Source organism: Undibacterium sp. GW821-FHT07F11 (assembly GCF_059418665.1).
Genome location: NZ_JBWKQH010000003.1, coordinates 94,555 through 117,594, shown reverse-complemented (window position 1 = coordinate 117,594; position 23,040 = coordinate 94,555). Strand labels below are relative to the sequence as shown.

Genomic DNA, 23,040 nt, shown 5'->3' with positions numbered 1-23,040 from the left:
GTGGGTGTGCTGACATCATGCGCTCAGTCTCCATGCCAGCATTATAAGTCGCCCCTATCAGACCTACAAAATAAAAAAGGCCACCCAAAAACGGGTGGCCCTGGCATTACTTAAAAAGCTTATTGATTTGTTGGACGTACTGCCACGAATTTGGACACATCACCACGTTTGACCAATAACAAAACTGGTTTCTTTTGATCAACTTTTGCCATTACAGCAGCAAACTCCTTGGCGTCCTTGATGTCTGTATTAAAAATACGCGTGATGATGTCACCCGCTTGCAGGCCAGCACGGGCTGCACCACCTTCTGCATTTTCGAGTATCACGCCACCACTGACATGCGCGTCACGTTTCTGTGCTTCTGTCAGATCGGTAATAGACAAGCCAAATACATTGGCGGCTGGCTCAGCTTTTTGTTTCCCTGTTTTTGCTGGTGTTTTTTCTACATCAGCCTCAGCAACCGTAATCACGATATCTCTGGCGCCACCTTTGCGCCAAACGGTCACTGTCGCCTTGCCGCCAGGCTTGATATCGCCAACGACACGGTTCAGATCAACAGCTCTATCAATCACGGTGCCGTTAACTTTTTGAATTACGTCGCCAACCTCTACCCCCGCCTTTTCTGCGGGTGAACCTGGCATGACTCGCTGTATCAATGCACCTTGGGCTTTTGCCAATCCCAGACCCTCGGCAATATCCTTAGGCACGTCTATACGCTCAACACCCAGATAACCTCGCACAACCTTACCTGCGGACTTCAGTTGATCAACGACACGCATGGCTTCGTCAATCGGAATAGCAAATGAAATGCCCATATAGCCACCAGAACGGCTATAAATTTGCGAGTTCACACCAATCACTTCGCCACGCATATTAATCAGCGGACCACCGGAGTTGCCAGGATTGACCGCCACATCCGTTTGTATCAGCGGCAGATAATCACCCGTGTCACGTGCCTTCGCAGAAATAATACCTGCAGTCACTGTATTGTCGAGATCGAATGGAGAACCGATGGCAATCACCCATTCACCCGCCTTGATTTTGTCAGAGTCACCAATAGTAACGCGGGGCAATTTGCTACCGTCAATTTTCAAGACTGCCACATCAGTACGGCGATCTGCGCCAATGACTTTTGCCTTGAATTCACGCTTGTCTGTCAGTTTGACATAGACTTCGGATGCGCCATCTACCACGTGCGCATTTGTCAAAACATAGCCATCCTGGGAGATGATGAAACCAGAACCGACGCCGCGTGGCACTTCCTCCTCTTGTTGTTGAGGTGTTTTACGACCTTTAGGAGTTGGTTGTTGTTTTGGTGTTGGCATGGGAGTGCCGAAGAAGCGGCGGAAAAATTCCTGCATCTGCTCATCTTCAGCGCTCGTACCATTTTGGTTTAGCTGAACTTTTTCTGTTGTCCTGATATTCACGACAGCCGGGCCAGATTTTTCTACCAGTTCGGTAAAATCAGGCAGACCGACAGCGGCTGCAGCCTCAGCCACAGGATTGGCATTGATTGCGGTCGGCGCAATAAAACCCACACAGGCACTCAAGACCAGGGTGGAAGCAATTTTTTCAATTGGAAAAAGTTTATTCGCTTTCATGGTGTCATTCGCTTATTTAGGTTTAAATTCAATTGAGTTCATTACTTGCCGGATTGCACTGACAGGCACTTCACCTACCACCGTAAGCCAGTACTCAGCATGGCGTTTCCCCATGATGGTCATGGCACCTTGCTGCAAACTGCCCTCCGTACGGTTTTCGCTATCCGGTTCTATAAAAACGGAAATCGCTGCCAAACCATCAGAGAAAATCATTTGCACTACCTGATGTGATTTGATCGCTGTTCCATCACTGTTTTTTGCATTTCCAGCAGCGGGAATCAGTCGCTTCATTTCACGGGTTTTCTTGAATCCGGCTGGCAAGGATTTAACAACCCAACCTGAATGGATATTGGACTGCACCGTTAAATTTTCAACCTGCCATTGTGCAGTATTTTGAAAAGTCGGTTTTACCCTCTGCTTGTCAATATCTCCAATGGTCAATTGAGTGAAAGCGATTTGTTCTATCACTTCATTTCTGGTATTGACAGTTTGTGCACGCAGCAACAGGCCAGAATTTTTTTCTACGCAGAGGCGGTAGCCATAGCGGAAACCATCGCGTGGATCAAGCAAATATGTCTGACAATCGATACCAGCGACACGGCCAAGTTCAGCCTTTTTTATTGCATAAGAATCGGGGAGGGATTGCGCATTCGAGGTCAACAAGGCGGGAAATACTTCTTGTGTTGCATTTTTCTCTACCTGCAAGGTCTTACTTTCAGGCAGGTAGCAGGTTACTTCTTCGTTTTTTCGCAAGTATTCTCTGGGTTGTCCATCAAGAATTTCCAATTTTTCCAGTTCATTATTCCCATCAAGAACATGGGTAATTCTGGAAGTCCTGATTTGACTGGCTTGCTGATAAACAAAAGTACCGGAATAATTCAGCTTTTGCGCAGAAGCCTGCATTTTACGCAGTACGCTATGCACTTCACGCTTATCGTCCACTGTCTCTTGCGCCGCTGCCGGTGCCAACAAACCCAGCAAGCAGGCAGCCCCAGTCAATGCGATATTAAAACGCCATACGCACATCATATTTATTTTTCCGAAGCAGATGAAACAGCGTTAGCGTGCGTAACGTATTGTGCTCCGTTATTGATTGCGGGAGAAAAGCGCTGATGCGCCATCAGATAGCTGTCAATTCGTGGATCGCGCAGCATATCGATTTCTACCGGCTTTTTATCATTGCCTGACATAAGCTGAGAAGCTTGTTTGACAGGCTCATTCACTGCCAGCGTATTCACACCAGGGTTTTCGGTATGATTGGCTAGCTGTACATTGCCTGAACTTGCAGCCTTGCTGCTGATTTGACTCGCTGCTTCGGGATTAGTCTGAAAAGACTGCAATTGCGGGATCATGACAAAGGCGAACACCGCTGCGGCAGCCATACCAGCCACGGCTGCGTAAGCCCCCAGGAATTTTTGCTTCCTTTGCCTGCCCTGATTATCCTGCCCGCTGCTTTTTTGCATGGCTGTTGGCGCCAGTACAACAGGCTCGGCATTCAGTTTTTCAGAAAACCGCCGAGAAAAATCTGCACTGAAAGTAACTGCCAATTCTTCTGAACGAAGCACATCACCTATCTGGTGATAAATTTCCCATGCATCTTTGCTTTCTGCTTCATTTAAGCTCGCAAGCAGGGAATCCAGCTGAGCATCACTCAATTCGCCATCTGCCATGGCTGAGATACTCTCGTGTTGATTTGTGCTTTTGTTCATAATTTTCACCTTTTACCACTATTTTTGAATTCGTTTGTACTGCGTTTTGTTCGATACAAGCTTTGACCAGCGTTCACCAGCGTTGTTCCAGTGTAGTACCCAACAAGGGGCGCAATTTCTCGGCTATCGCTTCACGCGCCCTGAATATCCTGCTTCTCACCGTCCCTATGGGACAAAGCATGACTTCTGCAATTTCATCGTAGCTCAAGCCTTCTATCTCGCGCAGGGTAATTGCATTACGCAATTCCTCTGGCAAAGTCGACATGGCTGAGTTCACCGTTTCTGCTATCTGCTTGCTTGCCAACAGGGACTCTGGCGTATTGATATCCCTTAAGCCATCTGCATCAACAAAAGACTCTGCTTCATCCACATCAGCTTCTGTTGATGTAGGAGCCCTGCGCCCTTGGGTGACCAGGTGGTTTTTCGCTGTATTTACCCCAATACGGTACAACCAGGTATAAAAAGCGGAATCGCCACGAAAATTCGGTAATGCTCTGTATGCCTTGATAAATGCTTCCTGCACTACATCTTCCGCTTCTGCATGATCGTAGACGAGCCGGGACACGAGCCGCATTAGTTTCCTTTGGTATTTGGAAACCAGAAGCTCGAATGCTTTTTTGTCACCACGCTGGACGCGCTCAACCAATAGCTGATCAATTTCGCGTTCTGTCGTCACTCATTCATTCCTAAATTTGCATGGAACGAGAAAAGCCCGTCCCAAATGCATGTTATTACCGTCAACATACGCGATCTATATACTGTCAGAGTCCGCGTGAATCCTAAAAGTTCCTTTGGCAGAAGTAAATTTCATGTCAGTTTGCTTGATGTTGTCCAATCCATATCAAACTAACCCTCAATGCCTGGAATGCAGCAGGGCTCAACGAATCTGGCAGTATAAGCAACTTATGTTCCTTGCCCGCTTCATCAAGTAAAAAAATTGATAAAAAGTATGGCCAAATACGACTTTTGTGACTTAAATGCACATTCAGCCTCGTTAACTGCACCTCTTGCTGTATTTTCAGGTGAAGTATCATCTCCCCTGTCGCAGAAATACTCAACTGCCTGCTTTGCTGGATGTGTTGCCAATGTCTGGAAACAAGGTAAGCGCTGCTGCAAAATGAACTGCTGATAATCAGGTAGGTGACATAGGCTGGCACTGAGCTTGATTTCACCAGCAACAGGATGCTCAGATGCGCCAGTACCAGCACGCATAAGCATGCCAATAGCAGTATGCGTGAAGCCCGGGTAACAATATGCAGTGCTATCGTCATGGTAAAAAAAATGGCACTTCATTTCGCTTGAAATGAAGTGCCAAGGCTAATTTTTTAAAAATCAGACTTTTGCAAATATCAGCGTACCATTCGTTCCGCCAAAGCCAAACGAATTTTTCACTGCATAATCTATGCGCATATCACGTGCGGTATTCGCACAATAATCAAGATCACATCCTGGATCCTGATTAAAGATATTCATGGTAGGTGGTGAAACCTGATTGTGCAGAGCAAGAACCGTAAACAAAGATTCAAGACCACCAGCGCCACCCAGCAAATGCCCCGTCATCGACTTGGTCGAATTGATGGTCATCTTGTATGCATGATCAGCAAAAGTCGCCTTGATTGCATCCGTCTCGTTCTGATCACCAATTGATGTAGACGTGCCATGCGCATTCAGATAACTGATTTGCTCAGGATTAATCTCAGCATCTTTCATGGCATTGATCATACTGCGGCGCGGACCATCCATGGTTGGCGTAGTGATGTGATAAGCATCAGCGCTCATACCAAAACCAATGACTTCAGCATAAATCTTTGCACCACGCGCCTTGGCATGTTCATATTCTTCCAGAACCATGACACCAGCACCTTCACCCAGAACAAAGCCATCGCGGTCTTTATCCCAAGGACGGGAAGCCGTCGCCGGATCGTCGTTTCTGGTGGAGAGTGCCCTTGCTGAAGCAAAACCACCCAGACCCAGAGGAGAAATCGTCGATTCTGCACCGCCGGCGATCATCACATCAGCATCGCCATACTCAATCATGCGAGCAGCGGAACCTATGCAATGCAGGCCAGTGGTACAAGCTGTCACGATCGCAAGATTAGGCCCTTTCAGACCATACTTGATCGACAGATTGCCAGAAATCATATTAATGATCGAGGCTGGCACAAAGAACGGGCTGATACGGCGTGGTCCACGCGCTATCAAGGTTTCCTTGGTTTCCTCTATCAACGGCAAACCGCCAATACCTGAACCTACGATGACGCCAATACGGTCGGCATTTTCTTCGGTGACGGCAAGACCAGAGTCTTGAAACGCCTGCATCCCTGCGGCGATGCCGTAGTGGATAAAGGTGTCCATGTTGCGAGCTTCTTTTGCCGGAATATAATCCTCGACATTGAAGCCCTTCACCTCACCTGCAAAATGTGTAGTGAAAGGAGTTGCATCAAATTTGGTAATCGTTGCAATTCCGGATTTACCTGAAGTGATGGCACTCCAGGCATCTGCAACAGTATTGCCGACTGGCGAAATACAACCGAGCCCGGTTACAACGACTCGACGTTTAAGCGAACGACTCAAGCGTTTCTCCTGGATTTGAAAAAATTCGACTAATTAAGCCTTCAGATGGGCTTTAGCGTAGTCAATCGCTTGTTGAACAGTAGTGATTTTCTCAGCTTGTTCGTCAGGGATTTCCATTTCGAATTCGTCTTCGAGTGCCATCACCAGTTCAACTGTGTCCAAAGAGTCTGCACCCAAATCATCTACGAAAGAAGATTCGATTTTGATGTCAGCTTCAGCGACGCCCAGTTGTTCAGCGACGATTTTCTTAACGCGTTGTTCGATATCGGACATGTGTGTCTCCAGTGAAAAAATCAAAAAAATAAGGGCCTACAGAAAGGTGCGCGCATTTTAGCAGGTTTGTGAGCAAAAAAAGCAAGCCTCTGATCCCCGGCAACAACTCCTGCTATTTTCGTCGAAGTTGCCTATAAAAATCAACAAAATGATTAGGCGAGGTACATCCCGCCATTCACGTGCAGTGTCGTTCCTGTGATGTACCCTGCATCTGGTGATGCCAAAAACACTGTTGCTGCGGCAATATCTTCCGGACGACCAAGTTTGGCGAGTGGGATTTGCTGCAAAATGGCCGCTTTTTGGTCCTCATTCAAGGCCCTGGTCATGTCAGTATCGATAAAACCAGGGGCAATACAGTTCACCGTAATATTGCGGCTGCCTATTTCCCTGGCCAATGCACGGCTCATGCCAGCCACACCGGCCTTGGCAGCAGCATAGTTCATTTGCCCAGGATTACCAGAAGAGCCCACTACGGAAGTAATATTGATGATGCGGCCATGCTTGGCCTTCATCATGCCACGCAATACAGCGCGGGATAAACGTGCGACTGAAGTGAGATTGGTAGTGATGACGCTATCCCACTCCTCCTCCTTCATGCGCATGGCCAGTTGATCCTGGGTAATTCCAGCGTTATTGACCAGGATAGACAGGCTGCCAAATTCTTTCTGGATTTCATCGACCAGACCTGCAGTACGCTCTACATCATTGACATTGAAAGCTACGCCCTTACCTGAGCCAGGCGCTACTTCTTCGAGATACGCAGTAATTGCTGCCGCACCAGATTCTGTTGTTGCAGTACCTATGACTTTAGCACCGGCCTTGGCCAGACCAATAGCAATTGCCTTGCCAATACCGCGGGATGCGCCAGTAACCAGCGCCACTTGATTTTCTAATTGTTGAGTCATTTCAAGAGTTCCAATACTTTTTCTAAACTTGCCTGATCAAATACAGTGTCGCCCGTCAATTCAGCCTGAATACGCTTCGTCAGGCCAGTCAAGACCTTGCCTGGACCACATTCAATCACATGCGTGATGCCATCGGCATGCATCTTATCAATAGTTTCGACCCAACGTACCGGACTGGCAGCCTGCCTGACAAGCGCATCCTTGATAGCATCAACATCACTAACAACAGCAACATCGACATTATTAATCAATGGAATTGCTGGCGCCGAAAATGGAATGCCAGCCAGATATTCGCGCAATTTGTCTGAAGCAGGGTTGAGCAAGGATGAATGAAAAGGTGCAGAAACTGCCAAAGGCAAGGCGCGCTTGGCGCCTTTTGCCTTGGCAATTTCGCAAGCGCGGTCCACAGCGGCTTTATTGCCAGCAATGACAACCTGTGCCGGCGCATTGAAATTCACAGCCTCTACCACTTCGCCCGACACTGCAGCCATTGCTTCTGCACAAGCGGCCTGCACATCCTCGTCAGACAAACCCAAAATAGCGGCCATGCCGCCCTGTCCCACAGGCACGGCATCTTGCATGGCTTGCGCACGGAAGCGCACCATAGGCACCGCATCTTTAAAAGCGATAACGCCAGCGGCCACCAGGGCTGAATACTCACCCAAACTATGACCAGCCACCAGCTTGGGGGCTGCACCACCTGCAGCGATCCAGGCACGGTAGCAAGCTACGGCTGCCGTCAACATGACAGGCTGGGTATTAGTGGTCAGATCCAGTGCTTCTTTTGGACCTTCATTAATCATCTTGCCCAAATCCAGTTGCAGTGCATCAGATGCTTCAGCAATGGTTTGTTGCACGACAGGATTATCAGCAAAGCCATTCAACATGCCTATTGCTTGCGAACCCTGTCCAGGGAATACAAATGCAAATTGCGTCATTTCTTATCTCTAATCTTATCTCTAATATTCATTATTGATTGCCCAACTCTCGCCCCAGGACACTCACATCTTGACGATGGCCGCACCCCAGGTAAAACCACCACCTACACCTTCAAGCATCACTGTATGCCCAGGCTTGACCCGGCCATCACGTACAGCAAGGTCCAATGCCAGCGGTATCGAAGCGGCAGAGGTATTACCATGCTGATCAACCGTGACCACCACTCTATCCATAGGCATGCGCATTTTTTTTGCAGTACTTTGCATGATGCGTATGTTTGCCTGATGCGGTATCAGCCAGTCGATCTGATCTGTAGTCAGACCAGCGATTTCCAGCGCTTCGTTGGCAACCTTTTCCAGTAAATTAACAGCAAGCTTAAAGACAGCCTGACCATCCATATACAAAAACGCGCTACCCTCAACTACGCCACTCTGGACATTGCCTGGCACACATAAAATATTGGCATAGCTGCCATCAGCATGCAATTTGGTGGCCAACACACCGGGCTCGTCAGAGCGCGACATGACGATAGCACCTGCACCATCACCAAACAGCACGCAAGTAGTACGGTCTTCAAAATTCAGGATGCGGGAAAATACCTCAGCACCGATCACCAGCACGTTTTTATGATTGCCCGCCTTGATCATGCTATCAGCGATGGACATGGCATACATGAAGCCGCTGCATACCGCTTGCACGTCAACAGCGGCCCCACCATTCGTGATACCAAGCTTGTTTTGCACTACGCATGCAGTACTGGGGAAGCCCCCCAGAAAATCAGGTGTTGATGTTGCCAGCACGATCAAGTCAATATCATTAGCCTGCATCCTGGCGGCATCCAGCGCCCGTTTTGCTGCCTCTACCGCCATATCACTGACCGCCACGGATGGCTCAGCATAATGACGGAAAGAAATCCCGCTACGGGAGAATATCCACTCGTCTGAAGTTTCTATACCCTTCGCCGCCAGTTGATCTGTCAATTCCTGATTGCTTACTTTTTTGGGAGGCAGGTAGCTGCCTGTACCGATAATTTTGCTATAGAAAGTCATGCGGTTTTCTGTACCAAGAGTTCATTGTTGTCTGGAGCGACCTCAGCAACTGCGTCAGCATCTGCAATCGGCATCAATTTCGCCATTGAAGTCGCAATGCGTGACAATACATCATTTTTTGCCGCATCGAATGCGCGCTGTATTGCCCACTCATAACTATACTTGTCTGCGCTACCATGGCTTTTAAACACAAGGCCACGCAAGCCCAGCAAACTACCACCATTGTAATTGGACGGATTCATGGTGCGCGAGATGGATTTCAAAGCGCCACGAGCGAAGATGGCACCCAACATATTCAGGGGATTACTCTTAAAGGCTGCAGTCAGCGTGATTTTTACAAAACGCCCCATCCCCTCAGCCGCTTTCAAGGTAACATTTCCGACAAAGCCATCGCAAACAACGATATCAGTCGTGCCCTCAAAAATATCATTGCCTTCGACATTGCCATAAAAATTCAGCAGGCCACGCTCATGGTCGGCACGCAATAATTGCGCCGTTTTTTTGACGACGTCATTACCTTTGATGTCCTCCTCACCTACATTCAACAAACCTATACTTGGCTTATCTTTACCCTCCAGCGCAGATACCAGGGCAGAACCCATGATGGCAAACTGATGCAAATGCAGAGGCTCGCAATCTACATTCGCGCCCAGATCCAGCATATAGGTAGGAAGATTTTTTTGATTCGGCAGGATGCTGCAAATTGCCGGACGGTCCACGCCTTGCATGGTTTTCAATACATAACGGGAAACTGCCATGAGTGCGCCGGTGTTCCCCGCAGAAACGCAGGCCTGGGCAGTGCCTTCTTTAACCTGATTGATGGCGACGCGCATGGAAGAATCTTTCTTGCGGCGCAAGGCAACCTCTATAGGGTCATCCATCTCTACCACTTCTGTGGCGTTGATAATTTTTAAGCGTGTATGTGCACCGGCATGTAGCTTCTTCAGCTCGGCCTGAATGATAGATTCAGAGCCCACCAGGAGAAATTCGACATCAGGTTCGCGATTGGCAAAAGCAACAGCTGCTGCCACTGTAACTGCCGGGCCATGATCTCCGCCCATGCAGTCTATGGAAATTTTAATTGTCATGTAGTGATACGAAACTTCAATCCGAAACAGCGAGTGTATCAAACCGGAACAGACATCATCCCGAATTAATTTTTCAAAAGCAGGATTATCTCAAAAATTCAAAGACTCGCCGACAACAATTCAATCAAAAAGCAAATTAAGCACCCACTCAATCTCGCAAGAATGTATTAAACAAGCAAGTCAGGGGATAGGTTAACGCAAAAAAGCGGCGCCAAGTCAAAGACTCGTCACGCCGCTTCTTTACCAGGAACAGAGATTACTCGTCGTTCTTGGTTTTCAATACTTTACGACCACGGTAAAAGCCGTTAGGGCTGATGTGGTGACGCAGATGTGTTTCACCAGTTGTTGGCTCGATACCCAGTTGCGGTGCAACCAGGAAATCGTGGGAACGGTGCATGCCACGCTTGGATGGGGATTTTTTATTTTGCTGAACTGCCATGATAACTCCTAATACTTCAAAAAATGTTTCTAAAATTTAACACGCCTGGTTGAAGAATGCGAACATCAGCAACCAAGAATCCCTAACAATACTTCGACCTGAGTGTTTTTTCAGAATAATGCCACTAGGTACGCCCATTAATTTTCTTCAGCACGGCAAAAGCTGATTCTTTTTTGCCGACTTCCGCGTCAATCGCTGCAGTAGTATCTGCTGAAGCCAACGGTAGATCCGGGCATACTGCATGTTTGGGCGATTGGGGTATTGCCAGTAGCGCCTCATCCTCTATCAAATCCATGATATTGAATGTTTTGCTACCTACTACAACATCGATCTCGTCATCTTCAAGCAATGCTTCAATTTCATCTGCATTTTCTTCGTTTTTGGCGAGTACCAATATGGATTCAGAGTCAATATCAAATGCAAATGGTGTCAAACAACGCTGACACATCAACTGCACCGTACCATCCACAGATAATTGCAACTGCGGATGACCCAGCTTGTCTTTGCCACCCTGCAGAGACCAGTTCAACGCACCTTCGGCATTTGCACTTTCTTCTGACAGGCGAGGTAAATCTGCGACTAAAATGCTTCCCGAACGCTGCTCTTCGAGCCGGGAGAACGTGAAAGCGTCAATCACAAATGCTTGCATAGGATTATTTGAACCCAGAAAACCTGCGATAATAACAGGATTACACCTAAGTAGTCAAAGAATTGGCGTGATTTTTTCGCGTAATGGCTATGAAAACCATAGGAAATGTTTCCACAATGCAAATAAATAAGCAGCAAAGCAGGTTGATACTGGCATCAAGCTCAGTTTACCGCCGTGAATTACTAACAAGACTGCAATTCAATTTCGAAAGTATAGCACCCGAACTTGATGAAAGCCCAAACCTGGGAGAAAGCCCCGAGCAAACCGCCCTGCGTCTGGCGCAACAAAAAGCTGAGGCGATAGCAAAAAATCAGCCAGACTCTATAATCATAGGTTCAGATCAGGTCGCGACGCTGGGTGACCTACAAATTGGCAAACCTGGCAATCATGAAGCAGCTTTAAAGCAGTTGCTACTCATGCGCGGACGTGAAGTGGCGTTCCATACGGCTCTCTGTGTCCTGGACAATCGTCAAAACGCCCCCTCCCCTCTACAAATTCAAGATATCCGCACTATGGTCAGGTTCAGGGACTTAAGCAACGCGGAACTGGATGCCTATTTGCGCATAGAGCAGCCCTACGATTGCGCAGGCAGCGCTAAGAATGAAGGACTGGGAATCGCTATCATAGAAAGCATCAAAAGCGACGATCCCACAGCATTAACCGGCCTGCCACTTATTGCCCTGACCAGCATGCTGCGCAATACCGGCCTGAGCTTCTTCAATCTTTGAATTGATCGCTTTATCCATTTCATAAAATAAAAAATCAAAACCCCATGACAGGCACGCTTTACTTAATCCCCAATACCCTGGGTCTGAACGAAGATCAGCAAGTTAATTTACTTGCCAGCATCATCCCCGACACCGTACAAAAAATGACGGCAGAACTCAGTCACTTCGTCGCTGAAAATGCCAAAACTACACGCGCTTATCTGAAATACCTGTCACAGGCACACCCCCTGCAAAAAGCCATGCAGGAAATCCAGATCAGCGAGCTGAATATCAATACGCCAGCGCAAGCACTGGAAGGCCTGCTGCAACCACTGCTGCAAGGTCATGACGTGGGTTTGATATCTGAGGCTGGTGTGCCCGCGGTTGCTGATCCGGGTTCCAGCCTCGTCAGGCTCGCTCATCAACGCAATATCAAGGTACGCCCTCTGGTTGGCCCCTCCTCGCTATTACTGGCTTTGATGGGCAGTGGGCTGAATGGGCAAAGCTTTGCCTTTCATGGCTATTTGCCGACAGATGCCGCGTTGCGTGCAAAGCGCATCAAAGAACTCGAAGAGAGATCAAAAAAAGAGAAGCAAACACAATTATTGATAGAAACCCCTTATCGCAATGCTTCCATGCTGGAAGCCTTGAGTAATCACTGCCACGGATCTACGCTGATCTGCGTGGCGACGGATTTGAGCCTCAACACGGAATCACTGCAAACAAAAACGGCTGCTGAGTGGAAAACCAATTTAAGCAAGCAACAAGGCCCTGATTTTCATAAAAAACCGACAGTTTTCTTATTCTTAAGCAATTAAAAAGTGCACGACCGGTCGATTTTTCCTATTTGCGCTAAGATGTATTTTTTCTGGAGGAATGCACATGCTGAATTTTGATTTTTATAACCCTACACAAATCCTGTTTGGCAAAGGGCGCATAGCCGATCTGAACAAGGCTATCCCAGTTGAAGCCCATGTGTTGATGCTGTATGGTGGTGGCAGCATTAAACAAAATGGTGTCTATGATGAAGTCATTGCTGCACTTGGAACACGTCAGGTGACGGAATTTACTGGCATAGAACCCAATCCCAGCTATGAAACACTGATGAAGGCTGTCGAACTCATCAAGCAAAACAAGATAGACTTTTTGCTTGCAGTTGGTGGCGGCTCTGTTATCGATGGCACCAAATTCATCGCCGCTGCGGCCTTGTTTGAAGGCGATGATCCCTGGGTCATCATGGAAAAACGTGGCAACAATGTGACCAAGGCCATGCCATTTGGCAGCGTACTGACTTTGCCGGCCACTGGCTCCGAAATGAATAATGGCGGTGTCGTCACCCGCAAATCCATCAAGGCAAAAATGGCGTTCTCCAGCCGCCATTGCTTCCCGCAATTCTCGGTGTTGGACCCGACCAAGACTTTTACCCTGCCTGTACGCCAGATCGGCAATGGCGCAGTTGATGCCTTTGTCCACATCATGGAACAGTATCTGACCTACCCGGTTAATTCACCGGTGCAAGACAGATTTGCTGAAGGCCTGCTGCTGACACTGATAGAAGAAGGTCCGAAAGCCCTGGCTAACCCTGAAGATTACGATGTGCGCGCCAATCTCATGTGGTGTGCCACCATGGCCCTGAATGGTTTGATTTCGACTGGCGTGCCGCAAGACTGGGCGACGCACATGATAGGTCATGAACTGACCGCCTTGCATAACATCGACCACGCCCAAACCCTCGCCATCGTGCTGCCTAGCATGCTGCGAGTACGCAAGGAAGGCAAACGGGAAAAGTTGCTGCAATTTGCAGAACGCGTATGGGGTTTGCATGATGGCGATGAAGATAAGCGCATAGAAACAGCCATCAGCCGCATGCAGGATTACTTTGAGCAAATGGGCGTCAAAACCCGTCTCAGCGACTATCAGCTTGGCAGCAATGATATCGCACCTATCTTGTCAGCACTGGAAACCCATCGCATGGTGAGCCTGGGTGAAAAGCGTGATGTGACTTTGGACGTCAGTCGTCAGGTATTGGAATTGAGTTTGTAATTAATTGCGGCCATTTATTCCAACAGGATTGAATGGCCGTAAATTTATTTCTTTACCGTTTTCTGGATATGGCAATTCGCATCCAGAAAACGCATGGCTCCTGTGTAATTGGTATCCCAGTCATCCATTAAATAATTACCAGCCTCTTCCACGAAATTATTCCAGTCCTCCAGCAAGCCTTCCTGCTTTTCGTGAGGCGCTGCTGTCTTTATCCAGCCCGTCGCCAACTCTGATTTGAATCCCTCATCACGGAATTTTTTCACCAGGCTTTTTGCTGTTTTTTCTGGTAATGTCGTTTTTGGTGTAATGCCACCAACAATACAGACGAACAGGGTCAGCAGCGAATCGATATCGGTTTTACCCTTGGTCAATTTCGTCCACTCCTTGGACACCAGGGCATCGTATTCAGAAGTGTCTTCCACTTCGTGGTCGCGCAAATAATAGCGATCCTTGAGTTCATACACCAGCTTATCCAGAGAGGCCGACTTATCTTGCAGGCGTGGCAAATCATGGGATTTGATCTCACCCAGTACGCGCTCAACGATGGCATGAAATTTCTCAGGGATATCAGCCATATCAATGGCTGACAAAGCCTTCTTCAACTTCGCTGCGGTATACGCACGGATAGCATCTATCAGGCTGGCGAACTCCACCTGGTTTTGCAGTGTCGCTTCAGGCTTGCCAAACATTTGCAGCAACAAGGCTGTGCGGACTACTGACACGGCTTCGACATCTTCTTCTTTGAGATAGCTGGCAGACAAGCCCAGTTCTTCACCAAACCAGTAGCCAGCCTCAATTTCCAGCGCATTCATTTGCCGGTGTTCAAGAGTATTTCTATACTCAATCGGCTTTTCCTTGAGTGACCAGGCTTCCAGAAAATCTTCTACCTTACCCTTGGCTTCATGACCCAGCAAGGCATATTCCGGCATGGCGAACAATACTTTCAGCAAACCTGAGCCGCCACGCGACAAGGTCAGAAAGGTATTGTCGCGTATCATCTTGGCGGCCAGTTCAAGATCACCCTTTGTGGTTTCGATCAGATATAGGCTGGCCAGGTTGACGATACGTTTGCGTGCTGCTTCAATTTCCGGGCGCAGGTATTTACTGCCAAAAGTATCCGCTATCTGCACCATGCCTTTTGGGGCTTCTGCCTCAATCGCAGCAATCTTGGTGGTGGAGATAATTGCCTTTTGCACGCCATAACGCAGCGCCGATTCAAAGAAGGGGCGATTATCAAGCAGGGCAATTTCAAAAGTATTTTCAGGCATAAATACCAGAATAGAAGCAGACTATGGAAATGAAAGGCAGGCAGAAAAACTCCTGCCTGCCACGTGCATCAAAATAACATGAACAATTACAAGGCTGACTCTTCGTCATCATCCTTGTCGTCACCATCATCATTGTTTTTAGGGCGCTCGTCCTGCTCTTCTTCAGTGCCACCCTCGCCGCCTTCCAATAATTCATCTTGCGCCAGGCTGGCCTGGTAAGCTTTGTAACGTGCACGCAATTTCATCAGTACTTCGCGGAAGATTTCTGGCAGTTCATAGCGCAGGATATAAGTCACCTGCATCCAGTCATGATCTTCCAGATTTGCCATGTCCAAAGGCGACGCCAGGCTCTCGGTATCGCGTGTCAGGTTCAACAAATCATCATCACGTGCCTGGGTTTTGTTGTCGTCGCCATATTCATACAAATCGAAAGTCGCGTAGCGGTAGAAATGCTCTACCATTTGCGCCCTGTCGAGCAGGTAATCGACGAGAGCGTCATAGCCACCCTCCACTTCGGCGATTTCATACAAAAATTCTGCCGGGTCAGCACCTTCGCGGAAAATGACGGAATTGACCATGCCACGCAATTGTTCATGTGTCTGATCGCCATAGCGGCGTTCCAGCACCACAGCCTGGGCAAATTGCTCAGGGGTGACCAGCAGGTTCACCAAAGACTCTTTCGATGCATCGTACTCACGGATAATTGCCAGCAAATCCTTGGCCGGAAATTCATCAAGGGCAGCTACCAGTGCTTTGTCGCCTTCGGTTTCGGCCAGATTAGCCAGCGCATGTTCAGCACCGGCGATGTCACCCGCCTTGACCAGGCTTTGGGCTTCGATTAATGCAGGATAATTCATCTGTACTCCTTATTCTTTGCGGTCAAAACCTTGCTCAGCCAACCAGTCCGCACCGGCTTCGCCCAGATCATAATCATCACCATCATCACCGTCATCGCGACCGTGCCTGCCATATTGGCCATCAAGATCGCCATGTTCTTTCAGCTCTTCATTTTCCTCATTGGCTTCTTTATCTTCATCCTCATCAGCACCTGCCGCATCGCTAGCACCAGCTTTACGCGTGGTATTACTACGGTTCAGATATTCCAGCGCTGCAGCCGTCACCAGGAAGGCTTCACCGTCAGGGTCTTTCAAGACAATACGACTCAGCGGCTCAGCCCAAGGCTCCAGCTTGACTGCTGTCGATAAACTTTTCCAGGAAGGGAATTTGCCTGCTTCTTTGGTAATCAATGATTCCATCGTCAATGGATTCATGAAAATGAAGCCCTGATGAAAAGCCACTGCCAGCATTTCAGGATTGCTGGCCATCATGGGTAATAACATAGGCAATTGTTCAGCCTTTTCACGCAACCTGGCCTTGAGCACGTTTTTGCCCTCGGAATCGGATTTCAAATCTTCCAATTCAGCCTTGTAGAGCGGAATAATATCTTCAAAAAAACGTGACAATTTCACTGCAATACTCCTGATAAATAATTTTTCCAGATTTCGGTCGCTGTCTCTATGGGAGAATCCAGCAAATTGCGCCTGCGATTTTCATCATAGGCAGTACGCGCCGCCTCGTCCGACAAGATATCGTAAGCTTCTTTGACCGCATGGAATTTTTCCGGCGCCAGTTCAGAATCATTTCTGTCTGGATGAAACTCTGCAGCCTTTTGACGAAACGCCTTCTTGACGTCTGCCAGACTCGCATTGGTGGCAATACCGAGAATAAAATAATAGTCTTTCATACACACCCTTGGCTTGCACTTGGACTTGAATTGACACTGCAGATCAGCAGCGAAGAACAAGGGGAACCATTTGCATGGATCCCCCTATGCAGGAACAAGCCAGAATTCAGCTATTCCTGTAGATACATATTAATGGTGATGACCGTGTTCGCCATGCACGTGACCATGCACAACTTCTTCATCAGTAGCTTCGCGTACTTCCAGCACTTCTGCATCGAAACGTATGGTCATGCCAGCCAGAGGATGATTGCCATCGACAGTCACCACGCCTGCATCAATGGCAGTAACGCGGAACTGCGTGGTTTCGCCAGTTTCTGGTTCACGTGTTTCAAACATCATGCCAACTTCGATATCAGGAGGAAAAGCACTGATATCTTCTTCGCGCACGAATTCTGGATCAAATTCGCCAAAACCTTCTTCTGGTACCAAAGTCACAGAGACTTTGTCACCTACAGCTTTACCATCCAGCGCGGCCTCAACTGCTGGCAAAATATTATCATATCCACCATGCAAATAAACGATGGGCTGCTGATTCTGGTCTATGAGCTCGCCCTCAGCACTGAACATGGTGTAATTCAAAGTGACAGCGGTATTTTGTGTGATTTGCATGACAAATAAATAGAGTAATTGCGCATTATTGCGACAAAATTGAAATGAGTAAGCCTGATATCCAAGCATATATAGCCTACAAGCACTCATTTCAATAGACTAACCGCGTATTGTAGCAGAGCCACCTTCTATTTTTGGAGTTTGCTGTCTTTGTTATTCTATCTCTTCTGCTCGTAATGCTCTTTCTTCAATGAACACCAGGAACTTAGCTTGATTAAGCTTGGTTACAGCACAATTTTATTTTCCGTTAGGCAATAAAAAACCGCCAGCGGCGGTTTTAAAAGTGGAACTGGATTGATGAAAGCCCGTCAAACACCAATTTTTTCAAGCATGGTACCCAGTTCACGCAGAGCTGGTTCCAGCTTGGGGTGCTGTGCAGCGAATTTCGCTGACAAAGCCTGCGAACGCTCACTCAAGGCCGCGAATACTGGGTCATCGTGATTTTTTGTAGTAGACAAGACATGTTGAATATCCTCATTCAATTTCTCCAGCAAGGATTTCAACTCATCATCAACAGCTTCAGTACTTGCCAACTCTTGATGTAAGAGGCCCAGCAAATGTTTCAATTGCTCTTGTTTCATATCATATCTCCTTGATGGAACATTCTTAGCTTTTTGCAGCTTAGCTTTTTGCAGTTTAGTTGCTGACTCGCGGAAAAACCAGTACCACGGCTTCGGCAGCTATACCCTCTTCCCTCCCCAGATAACCAAGACGTTCATTGGTTTTTGCCTTGATATTGACCTGATTGATATCAACCTGCATATCTTCAGCAATATTTGCCACCATGCCTGCGATATGCGGCACCATCTTCGGTGCCTGGGCAATGATGGTGGCGTCCAGATTCCCCACCTCATAACCTGCAGCGTGAATACGCTTGACAGCCTCACGCAATAAAACACGTGAATCAGCACCGGCAAAACGGGTATCGGTATCGGGGAAATGCCCCCCTATATCACCCAAGGCGACTGAACCAAAGAGTGCATCGGTAATCGCATGCAATAACACATCCGCATCTGAATGCCCAAGCAATCCTGTGATGTGCGGGATAGTCACCCCACCAATAATCAATTTGCGACCGGGCACCAATGCATGACAGTCATAACCCTGACCTATTCTGAACGGTAACATCTTATTTTGCATCAAGCTTCCTTTATTCTTCCGGGCTATTTAAATACTGGGCGATTAATGCCATATCGCTGGGTAAAGTCAGCTTCATATTTCGTGCATGCCCTTCAACCAGTATGGGGGCATGGCCTGCAGCTTCAATAGCGCTGGCTTCATCGGTCACCTGATCTGCCACATCCAGGGCATCGCACAACAACTGATAACGGAACATTTGCGGGGTTTGCGCCAACCACAAGCCATCACGAGGTATGGTTTGTACTTTGCCGTTTTCCACCCGTTTGACGGTATCAACTACCGGCAGGGCCAACAAGCCGCCGACTGTATTATCAGCAACCTGATCAATTAAATGCTGCAGCAGGCCAGATGTCAAACCCGGTCTGGCGGCATCGTGCACGAGTACCCAGTCTGCATTACCCAAAGTACTGGCCAGCTCGCTCAAGCCATTTCTGACCGTATCACGGCGACTGGCACCACCACAACGCAAGATTGTCAGCTTTTCTGCTTTATGCAGATATTCATCTACATAAGCGTCCTCCGGGCCGACGACGACATAGGTATGCTGTATTTTTGAAAAACCAAGGAATGCATCGACAGTGTGCTGCAGAACTGATTTACTGCCTATACGCATATATTGCTTAGGTGTAGCTGCGCCCATACGCGAACCCACGCCCGCAGCAGGAATCAGCGCAACATAGCGAAGCGTATCTATCAGCTTTTCGGCGTCAAAATGATGTTCTTGCAATTGTTTTTCCATGAATGTCACAAGCTCTTGAAGCTGCCCCGATAAGAAAGAGCCCCTTCGTTTATAATTAGGCGCTCATTTTAACCGCGTATCTTGTTCCGTAAGCAGCTTTTACGGCATTCCACATGTATAGCCGCAATGTCATTTGATTTCAGCAAATCCTTAGCAAAACCCGGCCATAAACTGGCACTCCCCAATTTGCATGGTTCTTCCGATGCTTATGCCCTGGCGCAAGCAGCGACGGCGCTCAAGGCTGACAAGCGCATGCTGACCATTTTTGTCGCCAACCCTGGAGATGCCCAGCGTCTGCTGGATGAAATCCCCTGGTTTAATGCAGAACTGCGCTGCCATTTGCTGCCAGACTGGGAAACCCTGCCTTACGACGCCTTTTCACCGCATCAGGACTTGGTGTCTGAGCGCCTGGCCAGCCTGCATGAAATCCAGAATGGCAATTGCGATGTCTTGCTGGTTCCGGCAACCACAGCCTTGCTGCGCATGGCCCCACCCTCTTTCCTGGCAGCCTACACCTTCTTTTTCAAAAAAGGTGATCGTCTTGACGAGGCCAAGCTAAAAAACCAACTGACACTGGCAGGTTATAGCCATGTCAACCAGGTCATGTCACCGGGTGAATATTCTGTACGCGGTGGTTTGATAGACTTGTTCCCCATGGGTTCGACCCTACCTTACCGCCTGGATCTATTTGGCGACACCATAGAGACCATACGCACCTTTGATGCCGATACGCAACGTTCGCTCTACCCTGTGCCGGAGGTACGCCTGCTGCCAGGGCGTGAATTCCCTATGGATGAACCAGCGCGAGCCGCCTTCCGCAGCCGCTGGCGTGAGACTTTTGAAGGTGATCCTTCTCGTTCCAGTATCTATAAAGACATAGGCAATGGCATACCTTCAGCTGGCATAGAATATTACCTGCCGCTGTTCTTTGAACAAACCGCCACCCTGTTTGATTATCTGCCTGAAGCGCCGCATTTTGCATTGATAGGTGATATAGACGATGCCATCAGACGCTTCTGGAACGATACCCGTTCACGCTACCAGTTTTTAAAGTCTGACCGCGAACGTCCGGTACTGGCACCGGAAATTGTGTTTTTACGCGATGAAGACTTCTTTGCCGCCATAAAGCCACTGGCGCGCTGGACCATCGCAGAAGCAGACAAGGCTGCAGCCGCTTCTGAAGTATCCAGCTTTTTACCAGATATCGCCGTCAATCGTCGCGCCGACGACCCATTGATAAACTTGCGCTCCTTCCTGCTGCAAACAGATAAGCGAGTAATGATTTGCGCCGAGACTTTGGGGCGGCGCGAAACCTTGCAGCAGTATTTCACTGAATACGATATTCGTCTGAGTCTGTGCGAAGGCTATACCGATTTTGCGACAGCAGATGCCAAGCTGATGCTGGGCGTTGCGCCTCTGCACACTGGCTTTGTGCTGGCCGATGGCCTGGCCTTTGTTACCGAAGCCGAACTGTATGCCGGTAGTGGCAAGCGCATAGGCCGCAAAAAGCAGGAAGCAGTTACCCAGGTCGAGCACATGGTGCGCGACCTGTCAGAATTGAAAATCGGTGACCCCGTCGTCCATAGCAACCATGGCATAGGCCGCTACATGGGCCTGATCAGCATGGACCTGGGCGAAGGTGAAACCGAATTCCTGCATCTGGAATACGCTAAAGATACCAAACTGTACGTGCCGGTATCGCAATTGCATGTCATTTCACGCTACTCCGGTGCTTCGCCAGATGACGCGCCTTTGCATAGCCTGGGTTCAGGCCAGTGGGAAAAAGCCAAGAAAAAAGCGGCGCAGCAAATTCGCGATACTGCCGCCGAGTTGCTGAACCTGTATGCCCGCCGCGCCGCGCGCCAGGGCCATGCCTTTGAGTATTCTGCACGTGACTATGAAGCCTTTGCCGATAGCTTTGGCTTTGATGAAACACCGGACCAGGCAGCAGCCATCACCGCTGTCATTGGCGACATGACCTCAGGCAAGCCTATGGACAGGCTGATCTGTGGCGACGTTGGCTTTGGCAAGACAGAGGTAGCCTTGCGTGCCGCCTTCGTTGCCGTCATGGGTGGCAAGCAAGTAGCCATTCTGGCACCTACCACCCTGCTGGCAGAGCAACATGCCCAGACTTTTGCTGACCGCTTTGCCGCCTGGCCAGTGAAAATTGCTGAATTATCACGATTCCGCTCCGGCAAGGAAATCAGCATCGCCATGAAAGGCATGGGCGACGGCACTGTTGATATCGTCATTGGCACGCATAAACTGCTGTCTGACGATGTTAAATTCTCCCGCCTTGGCCTGGTGATTATCGATGAAGAACATCGCTTTGGTGTACGCCAAAAAGAAGCCTTGAAGGCTTTGCGTGCAGAGGTCGATGTATTGACGCTGACAGCGACACCGATACCACGCACCCTGGGCATGGCACTGGAAGGCTTGCGTGACTTTTCTGTCATCGCGACAGCACCGCAAAAGCGGCTGGCGATCAAGACCTTCGTACGCGGCGAAGATGATTCTGTCATCCGCGAAGCCTGCTTGCGTGAATTGAAGCGTGGTGGTCAGGTCTATTTCCTTCACAATGAAGTTGAAACCATAGAAAACCGCAAGGCCATGCTGGAAGCCTTGCTGCCAGAGGCACGCGTAGTCGTGGCACATGGCCAAATGCATGAGCGTGACCTGGAAAAAGTCATGCGTGACTTTGTGGCCCAACGGCATAATATTTTGCTGTGTACCACGATTATCGAAACCGGTATCGACGTACCAACTGCCAATACCATCATCATGCACAGAGCCGACAAATTCGGTCTGGCACAGTTACATCAATTGCGTGGCCGCGTCGGTCGTTCCCACCATCAAGCCTATGCCTACTTGCTGGTGCATGATGTGCAAAGCCTGACCAAGCAAGCGAATCGCCGCCTTGAAGCCATCCAGCAGATGGAAGAACTGGGTAGCGGCTTTTACCTGGCCATGCATGACCTGGAAATTCGTGGGGCCGGTGAAGTGCTGGGTGATAACCAGTCTGGTGAAATGCATGAGATAGGTTTCCAGATGTATTCCGACATGCTCAGTGAAGCTGTGCGCTCACTGAAGAATGGCAAGGAACCTGACCTGGCTGCACCATTATCAACGACGACAGAAATCAACCTGCACATCCCTGCCCTGCTGCCGAATGAATTCTGTGGTGACGTACATGAACGCCTGTCCATCTACAAGCGCCTGGCCAATTGCAGCAGCGCCAATGGTATTGATGATATGCAGGAAGAAATGATAGACCGTTTTGGCAAACTGCCAGAACCCGTAAAATCGCTGCTGGAAACCCATAGACTGCGCGTTGCAGCCAAGCCACTGGGCATCATCAAGATTGACGCACACAGCGAAGCCGCAACCCTGCAATTCGAACCCAAGCCACCGATAGACGGCATGCGCATCATAGAACTGGTGCAAAAGAACAAGCATATCAAACTCAATGGTCAGGACAAGTTGCGCATCACAGCCGCCATGCCCGACCTCGCCAGCCGCGTAGCCCAGATCAAGGCCACCATCAAGGCACTGCACTAATTAATT

The 23,040-nt window shown here is 48.7% G+C and carries 25 protein-coding genes; 4 read left to right on the top strand and 21 right to left on the bottom strand.

All coding sequences use genetic code 11. The features are described from left to right. Window positions 1-119 precede the first annotated feature (119 nt). The 13 genes from AC07OI_RS07960 to AC07OI_RS07900 all read right to left on the bottom strand — a co-directional run bounded on the left by AC07OI_RS07960 (window position 120) and on the right by AC07OI_RS07900 (window position 11,226). A complete protein-coding gene (locus tag AC07OI_RS07960; protein WP_492704289.1) occupies window positions 120-1,601 on the bottom strand; it encodes a DegQ family serine endoprotease in 1,482 nt (493 codons plus the stop codon). Window positions 1,602-1,613: 12 nt separating this feature from the next. Further along, complete coding sequence (locus AC07OI_RS07955; protein WP_492704288.1) at window positions 1,614-2,630, bottom strand: MucB/RseB C-terminal domain-containing protein; 1,017 nt, start codon at window positions 2,628-2,630, stop codon at window positions 1,614-1,616. Window positions 2,631-2,632: 2 nt separating this feature from the next. Next, the gene (locus tag AC07OI_RS07950) at window positions 2,633-3,310 is read right to left on the bottom strand and encodes a sigma-E factor negative regulatory protein (RefSeq protein ID WP_495256835.1); all 678 of its coding nucleotides are present in this window, start codon (window positions 3,308-3,310) and stop codon (window positions 2,633-2,635) included. Between the two features lie 73 nt (window positions 3,311-3,383). Continuing rightward, window positions 3,384-3,986 (bottom strand): RNA polymerase sigma factor RpoE, encoded by a 603-nt coding sequence (gene rpoE, locus AC07OI_RS07945; protein ID WP_492704286.1) that lies wholly within the window; start codon window positions 3,984-3,986, stop codon window positions 3,384-3,386. Between the two features lie 136 nt (window positions 3,987-4,122). After that, a complete protein-coding gene (locus AC07OI_RS07940) occupies window positions 4,123-4,581 on the bottom strand; it encodes a protein YgfX (RefSeq protein WP_495256834.1) in 459 nt (152 codons plus the stop codon). A 61-nt stretch (window positions 4,582-4,642) separates the two neighbouring features. Next, window positions 4,643-5,884 carry a beta-ketoacyl-ACP synthase II gene (fabF, locus tag AC07OI_RS07935; RefSeq protein ID WP_495256833.1) on the bottom strand — a complete coding sequence of 414 codons (1,242 nt, stop codon included), beginning with the start codon at window positions 5,882-5,884 and terminating at the stop codon, window positions 4,643-4,645. 33 nt (window positions 5,885-5,917) lie between these two features. Beyond that, window positions 5,918-6,157 (bottom strand): acyl carrier protein, encoded by a 240-nt coding sequence (acpP, locus tag AC07OI_RS07930; RefSeq protein ID WP_110253556.1) that lies wholly within the window; start codon window positions 6,155-6,157, stop codon window positions 5,918-5,920. A gap of 152 nt (window positions 6,158-6,309) precedes the next feature. After that, on the bottom strand, window positions 6,310-7,062 hold the full coding sequence (gene fabG / locus AC07OI_RS07925) for a 3-oxoacyl-ACP reductase FabG (RefSeq protein ID WP_492704283.1): 753 nt from the start codon (window positions 7,060-7,062) through the stop codon (window positions 6,310-6,312). Beyond that, a complete protein-coding gene (fabD, locus tag AC07OI_RS07920) occupies window positions 7,059-8,000 on the bottom strand; it encodes an ACP S-malonyltransferase (RefSeq protein ID WP_495256832.1) in 942 nt (313 codons plus the stop codon). Before fabD ends, fabG begins: the two co-directional genes overlap by 4 nt. Before the next feature lie 63 nt (window positions 8,001-8,063). After that, window positions 8,064-9,050, bottom strand: coding sequence for a beta-ketoacyl-ACP synthase III (locus AC07OI_RS07915; RefSeq protein ID WP_495256831.1), 987 nt, complete (start codon window positions 9,048-9,050; stop codon window positions 8,064-8,066). Further along, on the bottom strand, window positions 9,047-10,138 hold the full coding sequence (gene plsX, locus AC07OI_RS07910; RefSeq protein ID WP_492704279.1) for a phosphate acyltransferase PlsX: 1,092 nt from the start codon (window positions 10,136-10,138) through the stop codon (window positions 9,047-9,049). Before plsX ends, AC07OI_RS07915 begins: the two co-directional genes overlap by 4 nt. Window positions 10,139-10,394: 256 nt before the next feature. Then, entirely contained in the window at window positions 10,395-10,577 is a 183-nt protein-coding gene (gene rpmF / locus AC07OI_RS07905; protein WP_008449924.1) for a 50S ribosomal protein L32, read from the bottom strand. Window positions 10,578-10,701: 124 nt separating this feature from the next. Then, complete coding sequence (locus AC07OI_RS07900) at window positions 10,702-11,226, bottom strand: YceD family protein (protein WP_495256830.1); 525 nt, start codon at window positions 11,224-11,226, stop codon at window positions 10,702-10,704. Window positions 11,227-11,342: 116 nt separating this feature from the next. Between AC07OI_RS07900 and AC07OI_RS07895 the strand changes: the two genes are divergently transcribed. From AC07OI_RS07895 to AC07OI_RS07885, 3 genes are all read left to right on the top strand, one after another. After that, the gene (locus AC07OI_RS07895) at window positions 11,343-11,954 is read left to right on the top strand and encodes a Maf family nucleotide pyrophosphatase (protein ID WP_495256829.1); all 612 of its coding nucleotides are present in this window, start codon (window positions 11,343-11,345) and stop codon (window positions 11,952-11,954) included. 44 nt (window positions 11,955-11,998) lie between these two features. Further along, a complete protein-coding gene (locus AC07OI_RS07890) occupies window positions 11,999-12,751 on the top strand; it encodes an SAM-dependent methyltransferase (RefSeq protein WP_495256828.1) in 753 nt (250 codons plus the stop codon). 64 nt (window positions 12,752-12,815) lie between these two features. After that, window positions 12,816-13,976 carry an iron-containing alcohol dehydrogenase gene (locus tag AC07OI_RS07885; protein ID WP_495256827.1) on the top strand — a complete coding sequence of 387 codons (1,161 nt, stop codon included), beginning with the start codon at window positions 12,816-12,818 and terminating at the stop codon, window positions 13,974-13,976. 44 nt (window positions 13,977-14,020) lie between these two features. On the opposite strand, the gene AC07OI_RS07880 is transcribed toward AC07OI_RS07885, so the two are convergent. From AC07OI_RS07880 to ispD, 8 genes are all read right to left on the bottom strand, one after another. Further along, entirely contained in the window at window positions 14,021-15,244 is a 1,224-nt protein-coding gene (locus tag AC07OI_RS07880) for a hypothetical protein (RefSeq protein WP_495256826.1), read from the bottom strand. 86 nt (window positions 15,245-15,330) lie between these two features. Then, on the bottom strand, window positions 15,331-16,101 hold the full coding sequence (locus AC07OI_RS07875) for a hypothetical protein (RefSeq protein WP_495256825.1): 771 nt from the start codon (window positions 16,099-16,101) through the stop codon (window positions 15,331-15,333). A 9-nt stretch (window positions 16,102-16,110) separates the two neighbouring features. After that, on the bottom strand, window positions 16,111-16,713 hold the full coding sequence (locus AC07OI_RS07870) for a hypothetical protein (RefSeq protein ID WP_495256824.1): 603 nt from the start codon (window positions 16,711-16,713) through the stop codon (window positions 16,111-16,113). After that, window positions 16,710-16,988, bottom strand: coding sequence for a DnaJ domain-containing protein (locus AC07OI_RS07865; protein ID WP_110253570.1), 279 nt, complete (start codon window positions 16,986-16,988; stop codon window positions 16,710-16,712). Before AC07OI_RS07865 ends, AC07OI_RS07870 begins: the two co-directional genes overlap by 4 nt. 129 nt (window positions 16,989-17,117) lie before the next feature. Continuing rightward, entirely contained in the window at window positions 17,118-17,597 is a 480-nt protein-coding gene (locus AC07OI_RS07860) for an FKBP-type peptidyl-prolyl cis-trans isomerase (RefSeq protein WP_495256823.1), read from the bottom strand. Window positions 17,598-17,905: 308 nt separating this feature from the next. Further along, on the bottom strand, window positions 17,906-18,178 hold the full coding sequence (locus AC07OI_RS07855) for a DUF4404 family protein (RefSeq protein ID WP_492704262.1): 273 nt from the start codon (window positions 18,176-18,178) through the stop codon (window positions 17,906-17,908). Between the two features lie 55 nt (window positions 18,179-18,233). After that, window positions 18,234-18,737, bottom strand: coding sequence for a 2-C-methyl-D-erythritol 2,4-cyclodiphosphate synthase (gene ispF, locus AC07OI_RS07850; RefSeq protein ID WP_495256822.1), 504 nt, complete (start codon window positions 18,735-18,737; stop codon window positions 18,234-18,236). Window positions 18,738-18,747: 10 nt separating this feature from the next. After that, the gene (gene ispD / locus AC07OI_RS07845) at window positions 18,748-19,476 is read right to left on the bottom strand and encodes a 2-C-methyl-D-erythritol 4-phosphate cytidylyltransferase (RefSeq protein ID WP_495256821.1); all 729 of its coding nucleotides are present in this window, start codon (window positions 19,474-19,476) and stop codon (window positions 18,748-18,750) included. Between the two features lie 126 nt (window positions 19,477-19,602). Here ispD and mfd point away from each other — a divergent pair, with 126 nt between their 5' ends. Beyond that, on the top strand, window positions 19,603-23,034 hold the full coding sequence (mfd, locus tag AC07OI_RS07840) for a transcription-repair coupling factor (protein ID WP_495256820.1): 3,432 nt from the start codon (window positions 19,603-19,605) through the stop codon (window positions 23,032-23,034). Window positions 23,035-23,040: the final 6 nt, after the last annotated feature.

What these genes read in the sequence shown, in the direction of transcription:
- mfd (WP_495256820.1), top strand. Translation starts at nt 19,603, where the DNA reads ATGTCATTTGATTTCAGCAAATCCTTAGCAAAACCCGGCCATAAACTG.
- plsX (WP_492704279.1), bottom strand. Translation starts at nt 10,138, where the DNA reads ATGACAATTAAAATTTCCATAGACTGCATGGGCGGAGATCATGGCCCG.
- AC07OI_RS07865 (WP_110253570.1), bottom strand. Translation starts at nt 16,988, where the DNA reads ATGAAAGACTATTATTTTATTCTCGGTATTGCCACCAATGCGAGTCTG.
- AC07OI_RS07855 (WP_492704262.1), bottom strand. Translation starts at nt 18,178, where the DNA reads ATGAAACAAGAGCAATTGAAACATTTGCTGGGCCTCTTACATCAAGAG.
- fabD (WP_495256832.1), bottom strand. Translation starts at nt 8,000, where the DNA reads ATGACGCAATTTGCATTTGTATTCCCTGGACAGGGTTCGCAAGCAATA.
- AC07OI_RS07885 (WP_495256827.1), top strand. Translation starts at nt 12,816, where the DNA reads ATGCTGAATTTTGATTTTTATAACCCTACACAAATCCTGTTTGGCAAA.
- AC07OI_RS07915 (WP_495256831.1), bottom strand. Translation starts at nt 9,050, where the DNA reads ATGACTTTCTATAGCAAAATTATCGGTACAGGCAGCTACCTGCCTCCC.
- fabG (WP_492704283.1), bottom strand. Translation starts at nt 7,062, where the DNA reads ATGACTCAACAATTAGAAAATCAAGTGGCGCTGGTTACTGGCGCATCC.
- AC07OI_RS07880 (WP_495256826.1), bottom strand. Translation starts at nt 15,244, where the DNA reads ATGCCTGAAAATACTTTTGAAATTGCCCTGCTTGATAATCGCCCCTTC.
- ispF (WP_495256822.1), bottom strand. Translation starts at nt 18,737, where the DNA reads ATGCAAAATAAGATGTTACCGTTCAGAATAGGTCAGGGTTATGACTGT.
- AC07OI_RS07860 (WP_495256823.1), bottom strand. Translation starts at nt 17,597, where the DNA reads ATGCAAATCACACAAAATACCGCTGTCACTTTGAATTACACCATGTTC.
- AC07OI_RS07955 (WP_492704288.1), bottom strand. Translation starts at nt 2,630, where the DNA reads ATGATGTGCGTATGGCGTTTTAATATCGCATTGACTGGGGCTGCCTGC.
- acpP (WP_110253556.1), bottom strand. Translation starts at nt 6,157, where the DNA reads ATGTCCGATATCGAACAACGCGTTAAGAAAATCGTCGCTGAACAACTG.
- AC07OI_RS07895 (WP_495256829.1), top strand. Translation starts at nt 11,343, where the DNA reads ATGCAAATAAATAAGCAGCAAAGCAGGTTGATACTGGCATCAAGCTCA.
- AC07OI_RS07960 (WP_492704289.1), bottom strand. Translation starts at nt 1,601, where the DNA reads ATGAAAGCGAATAAACTTTTTCCAATTGAAAAAATTGCTTCCACCCTG.
- AC07OI_RS07940 (WP_495256834.1), bottom strand. Translation starts at nt 4,581, where the DNA reads ATGACGATAGCACTGCATATTGTTACCCGGGCTTCACGCATACTGCTA.
- AC07OI_RS07900 (WP_495256830.1), bottom strand. Translation starts at nt 11,226, where the DNA reads ATGCAAGCATTTGTGATTGACGCTTTCACGTTCTCCCGGCTCGAAGAG.
- AC07OI_RS07890 (WP_495256828.1), top strand. Translation starts at nt 11,999, where the DNA reads ATGACAGGCACGCTTTACTTAATCCCCAATACCCTGGGTCTGAACGAA.
- rpmF (WP_008449924.1), bottom strand. Translation starts at nt 10,577, where the DNA reads ATGGCAGTTCAGCAAAATAAAAAATCCCCATCCAAGCGTGGCATGCAC.
- AC07OI_RS07875 (WP_495256825.1), bottom strand. Translation starts at nt 16,101, where the DNA reads ATGAATTATCCTGCATTAATCGAAGCCCAAAGCCTGGTCAAGGCGGGT.
- ispD (WP_495256821.1), bottom strand. Translation starts at nt 19,476, where the DNA reads ATGGAAAAACAATTGCAAGAACATCATTTTGACGCCGAAAAGCTGATA.
- AC07OI_RS07950 (WP_495256835.1), bottom strand. Translation starts at nt 3,310, where the DNA reads ATGAACAAAAGCACAAATCAACACGAGAGTATCTCAGCCATGGCAGAT.